Consider the following 19,463-nt stretch of genomic DNA (forward strand, 5'->3'; position numbering starts at 1 on the left):
GGAGGAAATCTCCGCCAATTTCGCCGGAAACGCTCATCTGAATCGTTCCTGTGAGACAACGGACATACCACCGATTAACCGCGGGTATGTCACCCACGTTAACCTCGAGCCAGGCATTCACCGAGACCGCCAGCAGGAGATGTAGATGACCTCAGCGACCATTCCCGGACTGGACAGCGCACCGACGAAACACGAGGGGCTGCTCGCCTGGGTTCGCGAGGTCGCCGAGCTCACCGAACCGGATCGGGTCGTCTTCGCCGACGGTTCCGACGAGGAATATGAACGGCTGACCGCTCACCTCGTCGAGGTCGGCACCTTCCAGAAGCTCAACGACGAGAAGCAGCCCAACTCGTTCCTGGCGCTGTCGGATCCGTCCGACGTGGCGCGCGTCGAATCGCGGACCTTCATCTGCTCGGAGCGCGAGATCGACGCGGGCCCGACCAACAACTGGATGGACCCCGCCGAGATGCGGGACCTGATGACTGATCTCTACCGCGGCTCGATGCGAGGACGCACCCTGTGGGTCGTGCCGTTCTGCATGGGTCCGCTCGGTGCCGAGGACCCGAAGCTGGGCGTGGAGATCACCGACTCCGAATACGTGGTCGTCTCGATGCGGACCATGACCCGGATGGGGCAGGCGGCGCTGGACAAGATCGGCGACGACGGCTTCTTCGTCAAGGCGCTGCATTCGATCGGCGCACCCCTGGAGCCCGGCGCGGCCGACGTGCCATGGCCGTGCAACGACACCAAATACATCAGCCACTTCCCGGAGTCCCGTGAAATCTGGAGCTACGGCTCGGGTTACGGCGGAAACGCGCTTCTTGGCAAGAAGTGCTACTCGCTGCGGATCGCCTCGGCGATGGCGCACGACGAGGGCTGGCTCGCCGAGCACATGCTGATCCTCAAGTTGATCAGCCCCGAGAACAAGTCGTACTTCATCGCGGCGGCGTTCCCGTCGGCCTGCGGCAAGACCAACCTCGCGATGCTGCAGCCCACCATCCCCGGCTGGCGTGCGGAGACCGTCGGAGACGACATCGCCTGGATGCGGTTCGGGAAGGACGGCCGGCTCTACGCCGTCAACCCCGAGTTCGGATTCTTCGGCGTCGCCCCGGGCACCAACTGGAGCAGCAACCCCAACGCGATGAAGACCATCGCCGGGGGCAACACCGTCTTCACCAACGTGGCCAAGACCGACGACGGCGACGTGTGGTGGGAGGGTCTCGAAGGCGACCCCGACCACCTGATCGACTGGAAGGGTCACGACTGGGATCGCGAGTCCGACACGAAGGCTGCGCATCCCAACTCGCGCTACTGCACGCCGATCTCGCAGTGCCCGACGCTGGCGCCGGAGTGGGACGATCCCCAGGGCGTGCCGATCTCGGCGATCCTGTTCGGCGGCCGCCGCAAGACGACGGTTCCGTTGATCACCCAGGCCCGCGACTGGCAGCACGGCGTGTTCATCGGTGCGACACTCGGCTCGGAGACCACCGCCGCCGCCGAAGGCAAGGTCGGCACGGTGCGCCGCGACCCGATGGCAATGCTGCCGTTCCTCGGCTACAACGTCGGCGACTACTTCCAGCACTGGATCGACCTCGGCAAGAACGCCGACGAGTCCAAGATGCCCGCGGTGTTCTTCGTGAACTGGTTCCGCCGGGGTGACGACGGCCGCTTCCTGTGGCCCGGTTTCGGTGAGAACAGCCGGGTGCTGAAGTGGGCGATCGAGCGCATCGAGCATCGGGCCGAGGGCAAGAGCACCCCAATCGGCATCGTTCCGACTGCCGCCGATCTCGATCTGGACGGCCTCGACGTGGACGCGACCGACGTCGACGAGGCTCTAGCCGTCAACCCCGAGGAATGGCGCAAGGAACTGCCGTTGATCGAGGAGTGGTTCTCCTTCGTCGGCGAGAAGTTGCCGACCGGCATCAAGGACGAGTTCGACGCCCTCAAGACACGATTGGCCTAGATCGGCCAACCCGTCAGTCGGCCAGCCAGGCGCACTTCGAGGACTGGACGGCCACTGTCGGGGATGATCGTCGGGTTCGGATCGACCGGCGAATCGTGCGTTCCACCCCGCGGATCGAGTTGAGCAGGCGGCTGTTGTCGTGCACGTCTCCGAAATGCAGGATCAGGGTGGCCCGCAGAGACCCGGGCGGACTCGGGAGAGTGGCGTGATACGAGCGGTACCCGCTGAACACGTACGCGTTGCCAGGCTCGAGAGCCTCCGTCCGAACATCTGAACGCCTGCCTGGATACCGGACGAACCACCGCCGATAGAAGTCGTTCTGCGACAGGCACTTCTCCAGAATGTTCGTGACCACTCGCCTTCTGAAGGGCCGCCGATTCGGGTAGAGAACGAGTTCACCCGATCGGCCGGGCGTCGACGTCGGAATGAGGATCGGGATGACGAGCGTGATGGCTGTGCTGTCGTAGTGGAACCACAGTGGTTTCGCCGACCGGGGTGGACCGTTCACGAGCCGAAGTTCACTCTCGATGGCGCCGTCGCCGAAACCCACCCCCGCTCGACAGGCGGTCGCCACCTGTCTCATGAAGGGCTCGACGCGCTCATCGCTGACTAGCTGGTGGGCGAACGTGCCCGGCCTTGCCGCAAAGTCCTCGACGAGGAGCTCCTGGGCTCCGTTCAATTCGACTGAGTGCGTCACGAAGTCACGAGCCGCGGTCAGCCAATCGTGGGGGACGACATCGCGGAGGCAGGCCAGGCCGTGTGAATCGACGGCTGCGGCGACGGTGGCCGCTGACGCGTCGAAGCCGTCCGTCAGGACACGTTCCGCTGGTGCGATCGGCGGGACGGCGGCCAGGGGCGTGCAGACAGTGTTCATCCGTCCTCCTCATCAGACTGCAACCTCGACAAGGATAAACCATACCTTTGTTATTTTTTAGCCCACGTCGCTTCTAGCGACGAAATAGCCGCCGACAAATATCGATGAACTGGAGTTTCACAACTTATTGGGGGTAGCGGCGATCATCAAAAAGATTGCCAAAACTGCACGCTTTCGCGCATCGCGTCCTAGCGTAACCCTAGTTGACACGCGTCAAATCGGGTCGTCGTAGCATCACTGAATGCAGATCCGCGACACCGCCGTAGCGACCCCCGACAAGCCTGCCGTCATCATGCATCCTTCCTGGACGGTGGTGACCTTCGGCGAGCTCGAGGCCAGGGCCAATCAGCTTGCCCACTTGTTCCGGTCGGCCGGTCTGGTGGAGGGTGACGCCGTTGCGATGCTGATGGAGAACAGCGAGCACTTTCACGCGGTGATGTGGGCGGGGCGTCGGGCCGGGTTGTACTACGTACCGATCAACACCCACCTCACCGCCGCGGAGGTCGCCTACATCGTCGAGAATTCCCAGGCGAAGGCCATCGTGGGGTCCGGTGGCTTGCGCGACCTGCTGGCCGGCTTGGAGGCCGAACTGGCCGGCGGTCTTCCGGCGGTCCGGCTGATCGTCGACGGAGCAGAACCGTCTGCGACCGACGGCGCCGCTGATCTCGACGGCTGGCAAAGCTACCCGGAATGCGTTGCCGGACAACCCGTGACACCCATCGACGACGAGATCGAGGGTGACCTGCTGCAGTACTCCTCCGGGACGACGGGCCGGCCAAAGGGCATCAAGCGCGCGCTGACGCACCTGCCGCCGGCTGAAGTGCCCGGCTTGATGGCGATGCTCATCGCGTTCTGGATGCGTCCCGACGCGGTGTACCTCAGCCCGGCGCCGTTGTATCACACGGCACCGTCGGTCTGGTCGATGCAGACCCTGGCCGGCGGTATCACCACGGTCATCCTGGACAAGTTCACCCCCGAGGGCGCTCTGGAGGCGATCGAGAAGTACCGGGTCACCCACGGCCAGTTCGTGCCGGTGATGTTCACCCGCATGCTCAAACTGCCTGCAGCCGTGCGTAACTCATATGACGTCTCCAGTCTGGAACGCGTCATGCACGCCGCCGCACCGTGCCCGGTGGAGATCAAGCAACAGATGATCGACTGGTGGGGCCCAATCGTCGACGAGTACTACGCCTCCTCCGAGGCCATCGGGTCGACCCTCATCAGCGCGGAGGAGTGGCTGACCCACCCCGGATCGGTCGGCAGGCCCATGGCCGGGGCGCTGCACATCCTCGACGAGGACGGCGACGAGCTTCCCGCGGGCCAGGCGGGCGAGATCTACTTCGAGAGCGACGCCGACTTCGAGTATCTCGACGACCCGGAGAAGACGGCGTCCTCCCGCGACTCCCACGGGTGGAAGACGGTCGGCGACATCGGCTATCTGGACGACGAGGGTTACCTGTACCTGACCGACCGGCGGCACCACATGATCATCAGTGGCGGGGTGAACATCTACCCGCAGGAGGCCGAGAACATGCTGGTGACCCACCCCAAGGTGATGGACGCCGCCGTCTTCGGCATCCCCGACGACGACATGGGCGAGCGGGTCAAGGGCGTCGTGCAGACCGTGGACGCCGCCGACGCCACCGACGCCTTCGCCGAGGAGCTGCTGGGCTGGTTGCGAGATCGGTTGTCGCACTACAAGTGTCCGCGGTCGATCTCCTTCGAGGCGCAGCTGCCCCGCACCGACACCGGCAAGCTGTACAAGCAGGGGCTGATCGAGCGGTACTCCCGCTAGCTGGAGCGCCGCAGCGTCACCCGATAGGTGTACTGCTCGGGGAGGAAAAGGCTGGTGGCCAGTTCCACCGGCGTTCCCGACGCGTCGGTGTACAACCGGTCGACCCGCAGCATCGGGTGACCCCGGTCGCAGCCCAACGCCGTGGCGACCTCGTCGTCGGCATTCGACACCGTGATCGACTGTGCCGCTTCGGTTATCGCCGCGCTCAGATGGGGTTCGGTCAATCCGATGACGGTGCTGGTGCTGACGGCGCCGTCGGTCAGCTCCGGTGCGGAGTGCACCACGGCGGCGACGAACCGAGGCAGGTGCACGCGGGTCAGCACGAAGGGCACGCCCGGATCGCTGCCGTGCAACCGACGGAACACCACGGTGTGGACGACGTCGTCGTCGAGTTGCAACCTGCTCGCCGCCTCGACATCGACGCGGCGGCGCAGCCCGCTGAGCACCTCCATGGTGGTGTCGTCGGACAGGCTCATGAGGTCCTCGATGGAGCCCAGCTGACGCAGGTAGCGGTGCCCGTCCTCACGGGCATAGGTGCCGCGGCCCGGCACGCGGTAGACCAGACCCTCGGCGACGAGGTCCTGGAACGCCCGCCGCACGGTCTGTCGGGACAGGCCGTGGCGGGCGACGAGTTCGGATTCGGTGGGCAAGCGAACCCCGTCGGGGTAGGCACCCGAGGCGATGTCGTCCCGAAGTTCGCGTTGCAACGCCTGGTACGCCGGTGGGGCACGCACGATCTAGAGCCCGCCGCGGGCCACCAGCTGGGCCGCGATGACGTTGCGCTGGATCTCGTTGGTGCCCTCGCCGACGATCATCAGAGGCGCGTCGCGGAAGTAGCGTTCGACGTCGTATTCGGTGGAGTAGCCGTAGCCGCCGTGAATGCGCACTGCGTTCAGCGCGATCTCCATGGCGACCTCGGAGGCGAACAGCTTGGCCATGCCCGCCTCCATGTCGGCTCGCTGACCGCCGTCGTAGCGGTCGGCGGCGTGCAGCGTCAGTTGCCGGGCGGCGGTGAGCTTGGTGGCCATGTCGGCGAGGTAGTTGCCGACGGATTGGTGCCGCCAGATGGGCTGACCGAAGCTCTCGCGCTCCTGGGCGTAGGCCAGCGAATCCTCCAGGGCGGCAGTAGCGACCCCGAGCGCGCGGGAGGCGACCTGGATGCGGCCGGTCTCCAATCCCTTCATCATCTGGCCGAAGCCCTTGCCCGGCGCACCGCCCAGGATGGCCGCCTTGGGCACGCGGTAGTCGACGAACGCGAGCTCGCACGATTCGACGCCCTTGTAGCCGAGCTTGGGCAGGTCACGGGAGACTGCAAGGCCCGCAGCATGTTCGGCCAGCACGATCGACATGCCGCGGTGCTTCGGTTCGGCGTGCGGATCGGTCTTGCAGAGCAGCGCGATCAGCCCGGACCGCCGTGCGTTGGTGATCCACGTCTTGGCGCCGTTGACCACCAGATGATCGCCGTCGGCATGGGCGACGGTGGTCATCGCCTGTAGGTCGGACCCGCCGCCGGGCTCGGTGAGCGCCATCGTCGCGCGCAGTTCGCCGGTCGCCATCGCGGGCAGGTATCGCTGCTTCTGCTCGTCGGTGCCGAACAGGTCGAGGAGCTTGGCGACGACGGTGTGCCCGCCCATCGCGCCGGCCAGGCTCATCCAGCCGCGTGCCAACTCCTGGGTGACCAGCACGTAGCACCGTGTCGAGACCGGTGTGCCGCCGTAGTCCTCGGGCACCGCCAGCCCGAAGATGCCGATGCGCTTCATCTGGTCGATCCACGCCTCCGGGTAGGAGTTGGCGTGCTCGACGTCGCGCACGGTCGGCTTGACGTCACGGTCGACGAACGCGCGGACCGTGGCGACCAACATCTGTTCTTCGTCGGTGAGTTCCATTTGTACGGCCATATTGACACGTCGCGGACGTCGCTGCCAGCATGTGACGCTGTGAGTTTGTCCGGCCAAATATCGCCTGCCCCCTTCTTCGACGACCTGTCGGTCGGGCAGGTGTTCGACCGGGCGCCGTCGATGACGCTCACGCCGGGCACCGCCGCGGTGCATCAGTCGATCCTTGGCGACCCGATGCGGATGCCGCTGGACCTCGGACTCACCCGCGCCGTCACAGGGGCCGCGGCCCCGCTCGCGCACCCGGCGTTGGTCAGCGACGTGGCGATCGGCCAAAGCACCCTGGCCACCCAGCGGGTCACGGCGAATCTGTTCTACCGGGGTCTGGCCTACCACCGCTATCCGGTCATCGGCGACACCCTCTACACCACGACCGAAGTCGTTGGCTTGAAGCAGAATTCGACCAAGCCGGGGCGGGCCCGGACGGGTCTGGCCGCGCTTCGGATGACCACCGTCGACCAGGACGGCCGACGGGTGCTGGACTTCTACCGCTGTGCGATGCTGCCGCTGAGTCCCGACGCGCCCGACACCGGCCACTGCGACGACCTCTCGAGCGTCGGGTCCGACACCGAATTTCCGACGGACCCGACCGCGGACTGGGATGCCGAGGCGTTCCGCGCCCGTGTGCCCGGCCCCCACTTCGACCCAGACATCGCGGGTGCGGTGCTGACGAGCACCGGCGACGTCGTCAGCAGTGCACCCGAGCTCGCGCGGTTGAGTCTCAACATCGCTGCCACGCATCATGATTGGCGGGTCAACGGTCACCGCCTGGTGTACGGCGGGCACACCATCGGACTGGCTCTGGCTCAGGCCACCCGGCTGATGCCCAATCTCGTCACCGTCCTGGACTGGGAGTACTGCGACCACACCGGGCCGGTGCGCGAGGACGACACCCTCTACAGCGAGCTTCGCGTCGACGCGGCCGAATCGCTGCCGGCTGGGCGAGGTGGGGTGCTGACGTTGCGCTCGCTGGTGTACGCGGCTGGGGGCAGGAGCGCAGCGACCCGGGGGGCGGTGGCCGGTGAGCCCGACCGGCAGGTGTTGGACTGGCGCTTCCGGGCGCTGCACTTCTAAGGCGATGCCACCAGTGGGGGCTAACCGGTAGTCGAGATTGCGGCCAGCGGCGTCGACGCGTCACCCCGGGTGCACCAAGGTAAGTGACAGAGCCCGAACGGGCCCGCACATACCGAGGAGGCGCAGTCATGACCACGTCGATCACCCGCAGCAATCACACCCTGTCACTGCTCGACGGCGAGATCGTCGAGGAGTCCGAGCTGGGCTCGATGCGGCGCGTCACCGCTGACAACCTCCCAATCCTCAAGGGCCTGTCCATCAAGCGGGTCGTGCTCAACCCGGGTGCGATGCGCACCCCGCACTGGCATGCCAACGCCGACGAGCTCACCTACTGCGTGTCGGGCACCGCCCTGGTGTCGATCCTCGACGACGGCAGCAAGTTTTCGACGTTCACCGTCACGGCGGGCCAGATGTTCCACGCGGCGTCAGGGTCACTGCACCACATCGAGAACATCGGCGACGACCCCGCCGAGTTCATCATCGCCTTCCGCAACGAGCGCCCCGAGGACTTCGGGTTCGGCGCCACCCTCGGTGCGTTCTCCGACGCCGTGCTCGGCAACACCTACGGTCTGCCGTCCTCGGACTTCGCCAGAATGCGACGATCCACTGGGCCTCTCCCGCCCGCCCGCCCCACAGACCGGAAGTTGGCCGCCCGCATCGGCGACCCGGTCGTGCCCGCTGCTGCGCACTTCAACGATCCGCACAAGTTCGACATCGAGGCTCAGCAGCCGGGCCTGAACTACGTCAGCGGCAACGCCCGCTTCGCCCGCGACCAATTCTGGCCCGCGCTGAAGAACATCTCGATGTACTCGCTGCGGGTCACCGAGGACGGCATGCGGGAACCGCATTGGCATCCGGTGACCGCCGAGATGGGCTACGTGCAGCACGGCGACGCCCGCATGACGGTGATGAATCCCGATGGCACACTGGACACGTGGAACATGACCACCGGCGACATGTACTTCATCCCGAGGGCCTACCCGCACCACATCGAGAACATCGGCCGGGACGACTGGCACTTCCTGATCTTCTTCGACCAGCCCGTCCCCGCGGACATCGGTTACAAGGCCTCCGCCAGTGCCTACTCCCGTGAAGTCTTGGCCGCCGCGTTCGACACCCATCTCGACGATTTGCCCGCGTTCCCCTTCACCCCGGCCGACCCGCTGATCGTCGGCCGCGTGAACCCGCTCGACTGACCTCCCCATCACCAAGGATTGGATACTGCAATGGCTTTCATCACCACGCCCGATGGCACGGACATCTTCTACAAGGACTGGGGTCAGGGGCAGCCCATCGTCTTCAGTCACGGCTGGCCGTTGTCGTCGGACGACTGGGACAACCAGATGCTGTTCTTCCTGTCGCAGGGTTACCGCGTGGTCGCCGCCGACCGTCGTGGGCACGGCCGGTCGACGCAGACCCCGGGCGGGCACGACCTCGACCACTACGCCGACGACCTGCACGCCCTCGTCGAGCACCTCGACCTGCACGACGCCATCCACGTGGGGCATTCCACCGGTGGTGGTGAGGTGGTGCGCTTCCTGGCCCGCCACGGCGAGGGTCGGGCGGCGAAGGCCGTGCTGATCAGCGCGGTGCCGCCGCTGATGGTTCAGACCGAAGCCAATCCGGAAGGCCTGCCCAAGAGCGTCTTCGACGATCTGCAAGCACAACTGGCGGCCAACCGCTCGGCGTTCTACCGGGCGTTGCCGTCGGGACCGTTCTACAACTTCGATTCCCGTGGAAAGGACTTCTCGGCGGACTACCGCGAGGCCGTCGTGGAGAACTGGTGGCGTCAAGGAATGATGGGTGACGCGCTGTCGCATTACGACGGCATCGTGGCGTTCTCCCAGACCGACTTCACCGAGGATCTGAAGAAGGTCACGGTGCCGACCCTGGTGATGCACAGCACCGACGATCAGATCGTGCCCTACGTGGCGTCGGGACCGAAGTCGGCCGAGCTGCTGCAGAACGGGACGCTCAAGACCTACGGTGACGGCTTCCCGCACGGCATGCCGACCACCCACGCCGACGTGATCAACGCCGACCTGCTGGCGTTCCTGAAGGGCTAGCGACGACGCCGGCGCCGCGCAACCGGTCGATCGTGGCAGCCGCGGCCGACAGCAAGGCGTGGTCGGCGCCCGGCACCCGTCGGTGCAGCACGCCCGCCACCATGACGGCGTCGACGTGCGAGCGGTCCATCTGCAGCACGATGGCGCCGTAGGGGTCGACGAGCGGGCCGGCGCTCGCCTCGTCGGCGCGCAGGACCACCAGGTCGGCCTGCTTGCCGGGGGTGATCGATCCCGTCGTGGCGTCCATGCCCAGCGCCCGGGCGCCGCCGAGTGTGGCGAACTCGAGGACGTCGCGCGGCGTCAACGGCGTATCCGTCGAGGCCGCCCGCGCCACCAGGTAGAGGGTCCGCATCTGGCTGAACATGTCCGTCGGCCCGGCGGCGTCGACGTCGCAGCTGAGGTTGAGCGGCAGTCCGGGTACCGTCAGGCCCTCGACGATCATCGGATTGCCAAGGCCCAAGACCATTTCCACGACCGGTGCCATCGACAGGGAACCGCCGTGGTCGGCGATCGTGGTCAGCTCGGCACGCGACAATCCGTTGCCGTGGATGAACGTCGTCCCCGGCCGCAGCGCGCCCAACCGAAGCAGTCGGCTCGGGGTGATCTCGTCCCGCACGTGATAGGCGATGCCCAGCCCGAGCTCGTCGGCCAGCGCGGCGTTGTGTCGTTCGGCGGCGTCGTCGGCGACGACCGGTGCCAACCCCATCGTGACCAGAGCGTCGTCGTCGGCCAGCAGCGTCGACCGCACCCGGCGGACGTCGGCGGCGGGCAACGCGCCGCCGTGCTCCGCCGACCACGCCCGGGCGACGCCGTAGCTGAACCGCACCCGAAGACCGGTGTCCTGCAAGGCGGCCACGACGGCATCGGTCCGCGCGGGGTCGCCCAAGACGTCGGCGAAGTCGAGCACCGTGGTGATGCCGGAGCCCAATGCGGCGCGGGCGCTCAGCGTGACGGCCACCGCGAGGTCGTCGGGGGTCAGCGCCGGCGCGATCCCCATCAGAACCCGTTGGAAGTACCAGTCCAGCGTTTCCGCGGAGAGCAGCCCCCGCAGGCCGCCCTCCCACATGTGGCGGTGGGTGTCGACGAAACCTGGGATGACGACGCAGCCGGTGGCGTCCAGAACGTCGTGACCCGGTGCCTGCAGCCCGCGGCCCACCGCGGTGACGCGAGCGCCGTCGACGAGCACGTCGGCGTCGTAGACCTCACCGATGGCCGGGTCGAGGGACAGCACCGTGGCGTGGCGAATCAGCATGCCTCCACCCCAGCACGGCCCCGCGGCCGCAACCACACCCTGCGGGTATGTGGCGTCGTCGACGACGGCTGGAACCGACGGCGGCAGGCGAGGAGGATGGACGTCGTGTCTGCCTCGGTTGGTGTCGGTCCGCTCGGTGAGTTCCTCGCCGCTCGACGATCACGGGTGAAGCTCGCCCAGGCTGGCGTCGCGGCGGCGGGTCGCCGTCGCGTGCCGGGGCTGCGCCGCGAGGAGTTGGCCGATCTGGCGGGTATCAGCGCGGTGTACTACGCCAGGCTGGAGCAGGGCACCTCCCGCAACGCCTCTCCAGAGGTGCTCGAATCGTTGAGTCGCGCGTTGGGGCTGGCCGACGACGAACGCCGCCACTTGCTCGACCTCGCCGCGCTGTCCCGCGGACGCAGGCCGGTGCACGCGGACGACGAGCGGCTGGCGCCGGCACTGGCGCAGGTGCTGACCGCGCTCGGCGACGCCCCGGCGGTGATCCTGGGCCAGGCGATGGACGTTCTCGCGTGGAACCGCGCCGGTCACGCGCTCACCGCCCAGCATCTCGAGTTCGAGTGCGTCGGGGACGTCGGACGACGCCCCAACGTCGCGGTGAACGTCTTCCTGGACCCGCGCACGGCGGCGCTGTACGCCGATTGGCCCCGCAAGTCCCGCGCGGTGGTCGGGCACCTGCGGATGGTCGCGGCGACGTCGTCGGCGTCACCGCGAGTGACGGCGGTGATCGACGAATTACGAACCTGCAGCGCGGCATTCGCGGCACTATGGGCCGATCACGCCGTCGGGACGTGCACCGGTGGCAGCTACGTCATCGACCATCCCGTCGTGGGCCGATGCGCGGTGCATCAGCAGACCCTGACCGCGCCAGGAGCGGACGGGCAGTCGTTGGTGACCTTCACTCCTGCCGACGCCGCGGCGGAACGCTCGTTCGGGTGCCTCACCGCGGCGTAGCCGTCGTCACCAGTCAGAGCCGGTGGCGGGTTCGGGGGCCGCGCGCAGTCGCCCGGACTGCGCCCAGCAATCCCGTCAGTTCGGAGACCTCGATGGTGTCGAGGGTGTCGACCGCCGTGACGATCTCCCGCCGCAGTGTGGCGTCGCAGAAGGGCTCGGCCAGCCACTCGAACTTCTCGACCACCCGCTCCCACGACATCGGCCGGGTGGGTGCGCCTTCGAAATCGGCTTGATGGCGGTGGTATTCGGCACCCTCGCGGGTCGTCACCCCGACCCGGACAGACGTTCGCCGTGGGTAGGCGGCGGTGAGGTCGTCGGCCGCCACGACCCGGACCCGGGTCAGGAGGTCCTGGACGTCGGCGCGGCGGACGCGCTCGGTTTCGAGCTGTGCCGGGCCGACCGCGCCGTCGAGGAGTGCGACGGCGACGAGGTACTTCAGGTTGTAATCGGCTTGCTCCTTGGTCCAGGGGCGCGATTTGTCGCCGTAGGAGCCGCCGCCGGCGAAGTCGTAGGCACCTTGGAAGACCTCGACCACGACGTGGTCGACGTCGCGGCCGGACAGGCCACGCTCGGTGCGGATCTGAAGTGCCGCGTCGATCACGGCCTGGCCGTGGATGAGGGAGCAATATTGCTTGAGGTAGGTCTGTTCGACGGCGTCCAGGTCACGGTCGGCGGTGTCGAAGTCGACGTGCCGGTCGAGCAGTTGGTCGAGGCCGCCTGAGCCGTCGAAGACGGCCCGTGGGCCGGTGACGCCTCGGGCGGCGAGGAAGGTGACGTACACCGCCCGCATTGCGGTGACGGCCGGTGAGATGCCCTTCCACATGGCCACCGGTTCGGCGTGCACCGCCGCCAGCGACACGTTGTCCACCGTGGCTGCGGCGATCGCGTCCGCCGTGGCACCGGCGCCGAGGCCGAGCAGCTTCGACGACGCGGCGCTCGTCGACATGGCAAGCTGCAGAGCATGATTGAGCCCGCGGGCCATGACCGGCACCTGGGCGCTGAAGCGGCATTGGATCTCGTAGGCCACGGCGAGCGCCAGCAGGAACTCCGATCCACGGGCACCGGCGTGCTCGGCAACGGCGAGGACACCGCCGAAGTTGTCGGCCGGGTGGCACAGACCGCCCTCGGTGAGGAACGTGTCGAGCAAGTCCGGGTAACGTACGAGCACCGTGTTGAAGAAGGTGGCCTGGTCCACCGACAGCCGACCGCCGCCCACGATGGTCGCCGTCGGTGTGCTGCTGAATTGCGTTGCATGAGCGCGGATCTCGCCGATGGGCTCGCCGTCGAGGGCTCCGACGGCGCACGCGATGCTGTCGAGGACGTTCCGCTTCAGGGTGGCGCCCGCGCTCGCGGAGATATCGGCGCTCGTCGCCGAGACGGTGAACTCGGCCAGTCGATCCACCGTGGAGTTCGTCGTCGCGGTCATGGTGTGCTCCTGTCGTCACCGACGAGTCAATCGCCCAGCCGGTGACGCGTCCAGGTCCCGTTTGCTACGTGACCTCCGTCCACCTTCTCACCGCAGTTCAGGCGCGCTGGGGCCGCTCCGGTCGAGGATCGAGCGGTGCGGATCGTCCGAGGGCAGCCACCACGGACGTTCCGGCGGAACGGTCCAGCGAGAACTCCCGGCATGGCGAAGCAGGGCGTCGGCGGCGTGTCGGACGGCGGGCCGGTCGTCGGCGGCGCGAGACAGCAGCGACCAGGTCCACAGCGGAGTCGGGTCGACGGGCCGCACGCCGAGTGTCGGCGGCGTCGTCGCGGTGTGCCGCTTCGGTGACGCGAGGAGGGCCGCCCTCAGACGCCGGACGTGGCCGTGAAACGCCGCACCGGTGATGCCACCGTCGTCGGTCGTCACGACCCGCGCACCGGTGTCGGCGGCGAATTCCCGGGCATAGCGGTTCCACGACGACCAGGCCGATTCGTCGTCGTCGACGAGCACGACCGCGCGCGACGCCGCCACCGGCTCCTCTGAGCTCGACCCCGGCACGGTGGCCTGGAGGGGTTCGGCGTACAGCAACTCGGCTCGCAGGTCGAGGCGGCTGGCATCGGCGGCGCGAATCCACGCCACGGCGAGATCCAGGGTGCCCTCGGCCACGCGGTCGGCCTGCGTATGCGAGGGCAGGACCCATTCGTCGACGCGCACGGCGACCGATCGCCCGACGACACCCGCGACGTCGTCGGGCAGCCAGCTGACGTAACCCAGGCGAAGGGGAGAGCCCAAGGTCGCCGCTTCCCGGATCCTGTCACGCGCCGTCTCGGCCAGTCCGAGGATCTGGCGCGCATCGTCGAGCAGGGAGCGGCCGGCGGCCGTCAACGCGACGCCGCGTCGATCTCGTATGAGCAGCTCGACTCCGACGTCGCGCTCCAACGCGATGATCTGTTGGGAGAGCCCGGGTCCCGACATGTGCAGCCGCTCCGCGGCCCGGCCGAAGTGCAATTCCTCGGCGACGGCCACGAAGTAGCGCAGCTGTCGCAGCTCCATCGATCGAGCTTAGATCGTCCCCGGTCGCGCGAGGTGCCGTCGCAGCCAGTCCACCTGACCGGCGAAGAAGGCCCGGGACACGGGGGCTTTCGGGGCCACGCCGTCGAAGCCGTGATAGGCCCCCTCGACGACGTCGACCTCGCACGGCACGCCTGCCGCGGTGAGGCGCTCGGCGTAGGCGAGGTCCTCGCGGTGGAAGAGATCGTTGGTGCCCACCCCGATCCACGCCGGCGGCAGGCCGCCGAGGTCGGGGTTGCGGGCGGGCACGGCGACGTTCGGGTCGGCGTCGCCGAGATAACTGGACCATCCGTAGACGTTCGACGTCTGCGACCACAGCCGGTGATGGCGGCCGTCGATTCCCTCGTGGCTGGCGGCGCGGTCGTCGAGCATGGGGTAGACCAACAGCTGCGCCGCGACGCTCACCTCGCCGCGGTCGCGGGCCAGCAACGCCAGTGCGGCAGCCAGACCCCCGCCGGCGCTGGCGCCGCCGATCGCGACGCGCGCGCCGTCGACGGCCGGTAGCTGGGACAGCCACGCGAGCGCCGCGTAGCAGTCTTCGAGCGGGATGGGATACGGGTACTCCGGGGCCAGGCGATAGTCGACCGCGGCCACCGTGGCGCCCAGTTCGCGGGCGAAACGGCGGCAGATGGCGTCGTCCTGTGCCGCGCTTCCGATGACGTACCCGCCGCCGTGAATCCACAGCAGCGCGGGGCCGTTCGCCGTGTCGCCCGCCGCGCGGTGCAGGCGCACGCGAACCCCCGAGGTCAGTCGGAGCACCTCGACGTCGGACGGCGCGCGCCGGTCCATCAGGCGGCCGATCAGGCGGTACACCGGCAGCGAGACCGGGGAGATGGAGCTGCGGGGCAGCAACCGGGCGGAGCGCGTCAGGTCGGGATGGAAGTCGGCCACGACGCCGACACTACTGATCGCGGTCGTCGAGCAGGGCCTCGAAGGCCACACGGTCGCCGCGATAGAGCGAGCGCACCACCTCGATGGGGCGGCCCTCGGTGTCCACCGACCGTCGGTGCAGTCGCAGCATCGGCATGGCGGTCGTCGACTCGAGCAACCCGGCCTCGCGCGGGCTCGCGAGCACCGTCTCGACCCGTTCCACCGCCCGGTCGAACGTCACGCCCGTGGCCCGGATCGCCGCGTACAGCGACGTCGTCGGATCGAACGTCTCGGTGAACGCGCCGAACCGGTGGCGGGGCAGGTAGGTGCTCTCCAGGCCGATGCGCTGACCGTCGGCGAGCAGGACGCGTTCGAGGTGCATGACGAGCTCACCGGGGGCGACGTCGAGGGCCGCGGTGAGCTCCGGGGAAGGTTCGACGTCCTCCCAGGTGACCAGGAGCCGTCCCGGCTTGCGGCCCATCTTCACGGCGCCCTCGGTGTAGGACCGCAGCGAAAGCGGTTGCACCAGCTTGGGTTTGGATACCACGGTGCCGCGGCCACGGCGCTCGACCAGGCCCTCGACGAGGAGTTCGTGGACGGCCTGGCGCACGGTCTCCCTGGCGACGCCGAACCGGGCGGCCAGTTCCCGTTCGGGTGGGAAGGGGTCGCCCTCGACGAGACCGTCGAGGACCTCGGTGAGGGCGGTGCGAATTGCGTAGGGCTTGCTCATCGCGGCGCCCGGTGGCGCACGACGCGCTCGGCGACGTCGAGCACGTCCTCGATCGTCGCCGCCCGGGCCAGCGGATCCTTGGCGGCGTCGTCGAATCGCCGCAGCCGCAGCGCATCTGGCCACCAGGGGTGTTCGAGCAGGGTGGGATCGATCGAGGCGCCGCCCTGGGCCTGCAGCGAGGCCACCGAGGTGGGGCTGAGCGTGGCGCGGTAGGCGGGATCGGTCGCCGCCAAGTACCGCTTGGCGGCGACGTGCTGCCCGGCCAGCCAGCCGACCCGCTCGCCGAACCTCGGGGTCAGCCACTGCCGGGCGACCTCGTCGTGGCGGTGACCGGCCGACGCGTCGAACAGCGGACTGCGCGCCAGGTCGTGTAGCGCGGCGGCGAGCACGAGCTCGTCGTCGGCGCCGTCGTCCGTCGCTCGGGCCGCCGACTGCAGGGCGTGGTCCAGCTCGTCGACGGCCTCCTCGTCCCATACGTCGCGCAGCGAGGAGAGCAGGCGGGCGGTGTCGGTGATCGCGTCCACGGTTGCCAGCATACCGGCAATTGGTCTATACCAATTGTTCATCTGCCGTTCCGGCCCCCATCACCGGAGCTTCCGCAGGTCGTATCCCCGAGTCTGAAAGGTCACCCACCATGCGCGTCACGATCATCGGCGGCGGAATCCTCGGAACCGCCCACGCCCTGGAGGCGGTTCGGCGTGGACACCACGTCACCCACCTCGAGCGCGAAGCCGAGGCCCGCGGCGCCACCGTGCGCAACTTCGGCCTGGTGTGGGTCTCGGGCCGCGCCGAGCACGAACTCGCCGCCACGCTGCGCTCGCGCGAGTTGTGGGAGCGCATCGGCGAGCAGATCCCCGGCGTCGGGTTCCGGCCCACCGGCTCGCTGACGCTGCTGCGCACCCCCCTCGAAGTCGCGGTCGCCGAGCAGGCCGCGGGACGATCCGACGCCGGCGACCGTGGGTTCGACGTGCTCGACCCGGACGCCGTCCGGGCGCTCAACCCCGCCCTGCGCGGTACGTTCCTGGCCGGCCTGCATTGCGCGCGGGACGCCGCGGTCGAATCTCGTCAGGCCATGCCGGCCATCCGCCAATTCCTCTCGTCCTCAGGCGAATACGACTTCCACCCCGGCACCGAGGCGCGATCGGTCGACGGCACCAGCGTCCGCGACGACCGCGGCCAACGCCACGACGGCGATCTCGTCCTGGTGTGCCCCGGTGCCGCGCACGGCGGTCTGACCCGCGAGATCGGCGGTGACCTGCCGGTGCGGCGCGTTCGGCTGCAGATGATGCAGACCGATCCCCTTGGGGAACCGCTCACCACGGCCGTCGCCGACGGCGACAGCTTCCGCTACTACCCCGGTTTCGCGGGCACCGCCCTGGATGCGCTGCGCGCGGCCGAATCTCAAGAGCCGGTTGCGGCCGAGGGGCGCATGCAACTGCTATGCGTGCAGCGCCTGCACGGCGGGCTGACCATCGGCGACACCCACGAATACGACGAACCCTTCGCCTTCGACGTCGACGACGCGCCGTACGACTATCTCGCCGCCCGCGTCGAGCAGTTCCTCGGCCGGCCGCTTCCCGCGATCCGGCGCCGGTGGGCGGGCGTGTACAGCCAGTGCGTCGACCCCGGCCAGCTGGTGTGCCGCACCAAGGCCGCCGACGGGGTGTGGCTGGTCACCGGCCCGGGCGGGCGCGGCATGACCCTTGGGCCGGCCATCGCCGAACAGACCGCGGATCTGATCGAACTGTGAGGGAGCAGAACATGATTCGACTCGCCGTGCTCGACATGGCCGGAACCACCGTGGCCGACGACGGTCTGGTGATCGGGGCCTTCGAGGCCGCCGCGACGGACGTGGGCATCCCCGCCGACGGTCCCGAACGCGAGCGCGCGCGCCAGTACGTGCTCGACACCATGGGCCAGTCCAAGATCGTGGTGTTCCGGAACCTCTGCGACACGGAAGAACTCGCGCAAAAGGCGAATGCGGCCTTCGAGCGCGCCTACGCGGCCGCGGTCGACGAGGGTCACGCCAGGGCAATCGACGGAGCGGCCCAGGCCATCGGCCGCCTGCGCGACGCCGGGGTCAAGGTGGCGTTGACGACGGGTTTCAGCGGCGTGACGCAGGAGAAGCTACTTGCCGCGCTGGGCTGGCAGTCGATCGCCGATCTGGTGCTCGCGCCGGGCGTCGGGGTGCGGGGTCGGCCATACCCGGACCTGATCCTGACCGCCCTGATGCGCCTGGGAGTCGACGGCGTCGACGAGGTCGCCGCGCTCGGCGACACCACCAGCGACGTCGAAAGCGCCCTGCGCGCCGGATGTTCCGTCGCCGCGGGCACCCTCACGGGTGCGCACGGCGAGAAGCAGTTGTACGACGCCGGCGCCACCCATGTGGTGCCGACCGTCACCGAGTTCGCCGACCTCATCCTCGACAACCGACGCAAGGACTGACTCATGACGATCCGCACGATGTTGGCCGCCCTGACCGCCGCCACCCTCGCCGTCACGCTGACGGCGTGCGGCGGCACCGGCTCATCGGGGTCGGGTGGTGGCGAGACCCTCACCGTGTACAGCGCCGACGGCCTGGCCACCTGGTACGAAACGCAATTCCAGGCCTTCACCAAGAGCACGGGCGTCAACGTCAACCTCGTCGAAGCCGGTTCGGGCGAGGTGGTCTCCCGCGTGGAGAAGGAACAGTCCAACCCGCAGGCCGACCTGTTGGTGACGCTGCCTCCGTTCATTCAGAAGGCCGACCGAATTGGGCTGCTGCAACCCAGCGGCGTCGACGCCAGCGGTATCGCCGCAACCCAGGTGGGCGCCGGCGGGAACTACCTGCCGATCGTGGACAACGCGCTGAGCTTCATCGCCAACCCCGCGGCCACACCGCCGCCGGCCACCTGGTCGGACCTGCTGGCACCGCGGTTCAAGGGCAAGCTGCAGTACTCGACGCCGGGGCAGGCCGGGGACGGCACCGCGGTGCTGGTCCTCCTACAGCACCTCATGGGAAAGCCTGCGGCGCTGGACTATCTGGGCAAGCTGCAGACCAACAACGTCGGCCCCTCGTCGTCCACCGGCAAACTCCAGCCCAAGGTCAGCAACGGGGAACTGCTGGTCGCCAACGGCGACGTGCAGATGAACCTCGGCTCGATCAAGGACGACGGCTCGGCATTCTCCCTCTTCTTTCCGGCCGCCGCCGACGGCACCAAGACGACCGTCTCGCTGCCCTACGTCGCGGGGGTGACCAAGGGCGCGCCGCACGCCGAGGCCGCCAAGAAGCTGATGGCCTTCCTGGTCTCGGAGGACGTGCAGAAGACCGTCGCCCCCACGGCGCTCGGCATGCCGGTGCTGACGTCGCTGGCCGCTTCACCCGGCCAGGCGCCGGCTCCAAACACCCCGGCCGCGGTGCTCGAGGGCGTCACCGTGTGGGTGCCGGACTGGAACGCCGTGCTCGAGGATCTCGACGCCGACGTCGCCGCGTACCAAAAGGCCACCGGCAGTTGAT

The 19,463-nt window shown here is 68.5% G+C and carries 18 protein-coding genes; 9 read left to right on the plus strand and 9 right to left on the minus strand.

Features of this window, described 5'->3' with window-relative positions:
• The first annotated feature begins 145 nt into the window (after positions 1–145).
• A complete protein-coding gene (locus H7K45_RS29180; RefSeq protein WP_263999670.1) occupies positions 146–1,963 on the plus strand; it encodes a phosphoenolpyruvate carboxykinase (GTP) in 1,818 nt (605 codons plus the stop codon).
• Between the two features lie 13 nt (positions 1,964–1,976).
• Here H7K45_RS29180 and H7K45_RS29185 read toward each other — a convergent pair whose 3' ends face one another.
• Positions 1,977–2,837: a hypothetical protein gene (locus tag H7K45_RS29185; protein ID WP_263999671.1), complete on the minus strand. Its 861-nt coding sequence runs from the start codon at positions 2,835–2,837 to the stop codon at positions 1,977–1,979.
• 241 nt (positions 2,838–3,078) lie between these two features.
• Between H7K45_RS29185 and fadD4 the strand changes: the two genes are divergently transcribed.
• Positions 3,079–4,632 carry a fatty-acid--CoA ligase FadD4 gene (gene fadD4 / locus H7K45_RS29190; protein ID WP_263999672.1) on the plus strand — a complete coding sequence of 518 codons (1,554 nt, stop codon included), beginning with the start codon at positions 3,079–3,081 and terminating at the stop codon, positions 4,630–4,632.
• On the opposite strand, the gene H7K45_RS29195 is transcribed toward fadD4, so the two are convergent.
• Together H7K45_RS29195 and H7K45_RS29200 are read right to left on the minus strand one after the other, a co-directional pair.
• Positions 4,629–5,366, minus strand: coding sequence for a GntR family transcriptional regulator (locus H7K45_RS29195; protein ID WP_263999673.1), 738 nt, complete (start codon positions 5,364–5,366; stop codon positions 4,629–4,631). The genes fadD4 and H7K45_RS29195 overlap by 4 nt on opposite strands.
• A 3-nt stretch (positions 5,367–5,369) precedes the next feature.
• Complete coding sequence (locus H7K45_RS29200) at positions 5,370–6,518, minus strand: acyl-CoA dehydrogenase family protein (protein ID WP_263999674.1); 1,149 nt, start codon at positions 6,516–6,518, stop codon at positions 5,370–5,372.
• 132 nt (positions 6,519–6,650) lie between these two features.
• Between H7K45_RS29200 and H7K45_RS29205 the strand changes: the two genes are divergently transcribed.
• From H7K45_RS29205 to H7K45_RS29215, 3 genes are all read left to right on the plus strand, one after another.
• On the plus strand, positions 6,651–7,601 hold the full coding sequence (locus tag H7K45_RS29205) for a hotdog family protein (RefSeq protein WP_276070730.1): 951 nt from the start codon (positions 6,651–6,653) through the stop codon (positions 7,599–7,601).
• Between the two features lie 128 nt (positions 7,602–7,729).
• A complete protein-coding gene (locus H7K45_RS29210) occupies positions 7,730–8,797 on the plus strand; it encodes a cupin domain-containing protein (protein WP_263999675.1) in 1,068 nt (355 codons plus the stop codon).
• A 30-nt stretch (positions 8,798–8,827) separates the two neighbouring features.
• The gene (locus H7K45_RS29215) at positions 8,828–9,667 is read left to right on the plus strand and encodes an alpha/beta fold hydrolase (protein WP_263999676.1); all 840 of its coding nucleotides are present in this window, start codon (positions 8,828–8,830) and stop codon (positions 9,665–9,667) included.
• On the opposite strand, the gene H7K45_RS29220 is transcribed toward H7K45_RS29215, so the two are convergent.
• Positions 9,633–10,919 (minus strand): amidohydrolase family protein, encoded by a 1,287-nt coding sequence (locus tag H7K45_RS29220; RefSeq protein ID WP_263999677.1) that lies wholly within the window; start codon positions 10,917–10,919, stop codon positions 9,633–9,635. The two genes, H7K45_RS29215 and H7K45_RS29220, sit on opposite strands and share 35 nt — an antisense overlap.
• Positions 10,920–11,024: 105 nt before the next feature.
• Here H7K45_RS29220 and H7K45_RS29225 point away from each other — a divergent pair, with 105 nt between their 5' ends.
• Positions 11,025–11,870, plus strand: a complete 846-nt coding sequence (locus H7K45_RS29225) for a helix-turn-helix domain-containing protein (protein ID WP_263999678.1) — start codon at positions 11,025–11,027, stop codon at positions 11,868–11,870.
• Positions 11,871–11,883: 13 nt separating this feature from the next.
• On the opposite strand, the gene H7K45_RS29230 is transcribed toward H7K45_RS29225, so the two are convergent.
• The 5 genes from H7K45_RS29230 to H7K45_RS29250 form a co-directional block, all read right to left on the minus strand.
• Complete coding sequence (locus H7K45_RS29230) at positions 11,884–13,296, minus strand: MmgE/PrpD family protein (protein WP_263999679.1); 1,413 nt, start codon at positions 13,294–13,296, stop codon at positions 11,884–11,886.
• 87 nt (positions 13,297–13,383) lie between these two features.
• On the minus strand, positions 13,384–14,349 hold the full coding sequence (locus H7K45_RS29235) for a LysR family transcriptional regulator (protein ID WP_263999680.1): 966 nt from the start codon (positions 14,347–14,349) through the stop codon (positions 13,384–13,386).
• A 9-nt stretch (positions 14,350–14,358) separates the two neighbouring features.
• Positions 14,359–15,258 carry an alpha/beta hydrolase gene (locus H7K45_RS29240; protein ID WP_263999681.1) on the minus strand — a complete coding sequence of 300 codons (900 nt, stop codon included), beginning with the start codon at positions 15,256–15,258 and terminating at the stop codon, positions 14,359–14,361.
• Positions 15,259–15,268: 10 nt separating this feature from the next.
• Entirely contained in the window at positions 15,269–15,967 is a 699-nt protein-coding gene (locus tag H7K45_RS29245; protein ID WP_263999682.1) for a GntR family transcriptional regulator, read from the minus strand.
• Positions 15,964–16,503: an HD family phosphohydrolase gene (locus H7K45_RS29250; RefSeq protein WP_372512685.1), complete on the minus strand. Its 540-nt coding sequence runs from the start codon at positions 16,501–16,503 to the stop codon at positions 15,964–15,966. The genes H7K45_RS29245 and H7K45_RS29250 overlap by 4 nt, the downstream gene beginning before the upstream one ends.
• A 98-nt stretch (positions 16,504–16,601) precedes the next feature.
• On the opposite strand from H7K45_RS29250, the gene H7K45_RS29255 reads away from it, so the two are divergent.
• Genes H7K45_RS29255 through H7K45_RS29265 form a run of 3 tightly spaced genes read left to right on the plus strand, consistent with a single transcriptional unit; the run spans position 16,602 to position 19,462 of the window.
• On the plus strand, positions 16,602–17,717 hold the full coding sequence (locus tag H7K45_RS29255) for a TIGR03364 family FAD-dependent oxidoreductase (protein WP_263999684.1): 1,116 nt from the start codon (positions 16,602–16,604) through the stop codon (positions 17,715–17,717).
• Between the two features lie 11 nt (positions 17,718–17,728).
• On the plus strand, positions 17,729–18,412 hold the full coding sequence (locus H7K45_RS29260; protein ID WP_263999685.1) for a phosphonatase-like hydrolase: 684 nt from the start codon (positions 17,729–17,731) through the stop codon (positions 18,410–18,412).
• A 3-nt stretch (positions 18,413–18,415) separates the two neighbouring features.
• Positions 18,416–19,462: a 2-aminoethylphosphonate ABC transporter substrate-binding protein gene (locus tag H7K45_RS29265; RefSeq protein ID WP_263999686.1), complete on the plus strand. Its 1,047-nt coding sequence runs from the start codon at positions 18,416–18,418 to the stop codon at positions 19,460–19,462.
• The last annotated feature ends 1 nt before the right edge of the window (position 19,463 follow it).

This window comes from Mycobacterium yunnanensis (genome assembly GCF_025823185.1).
In the GTDB taxonomy this organism is placed as follows: Bacteria; Actinomycetota; Actinomycetes; order Mycobacteriales; family Mycobacteriaceae; genus Mycobacterium; species Mycobacterium yunnanensis.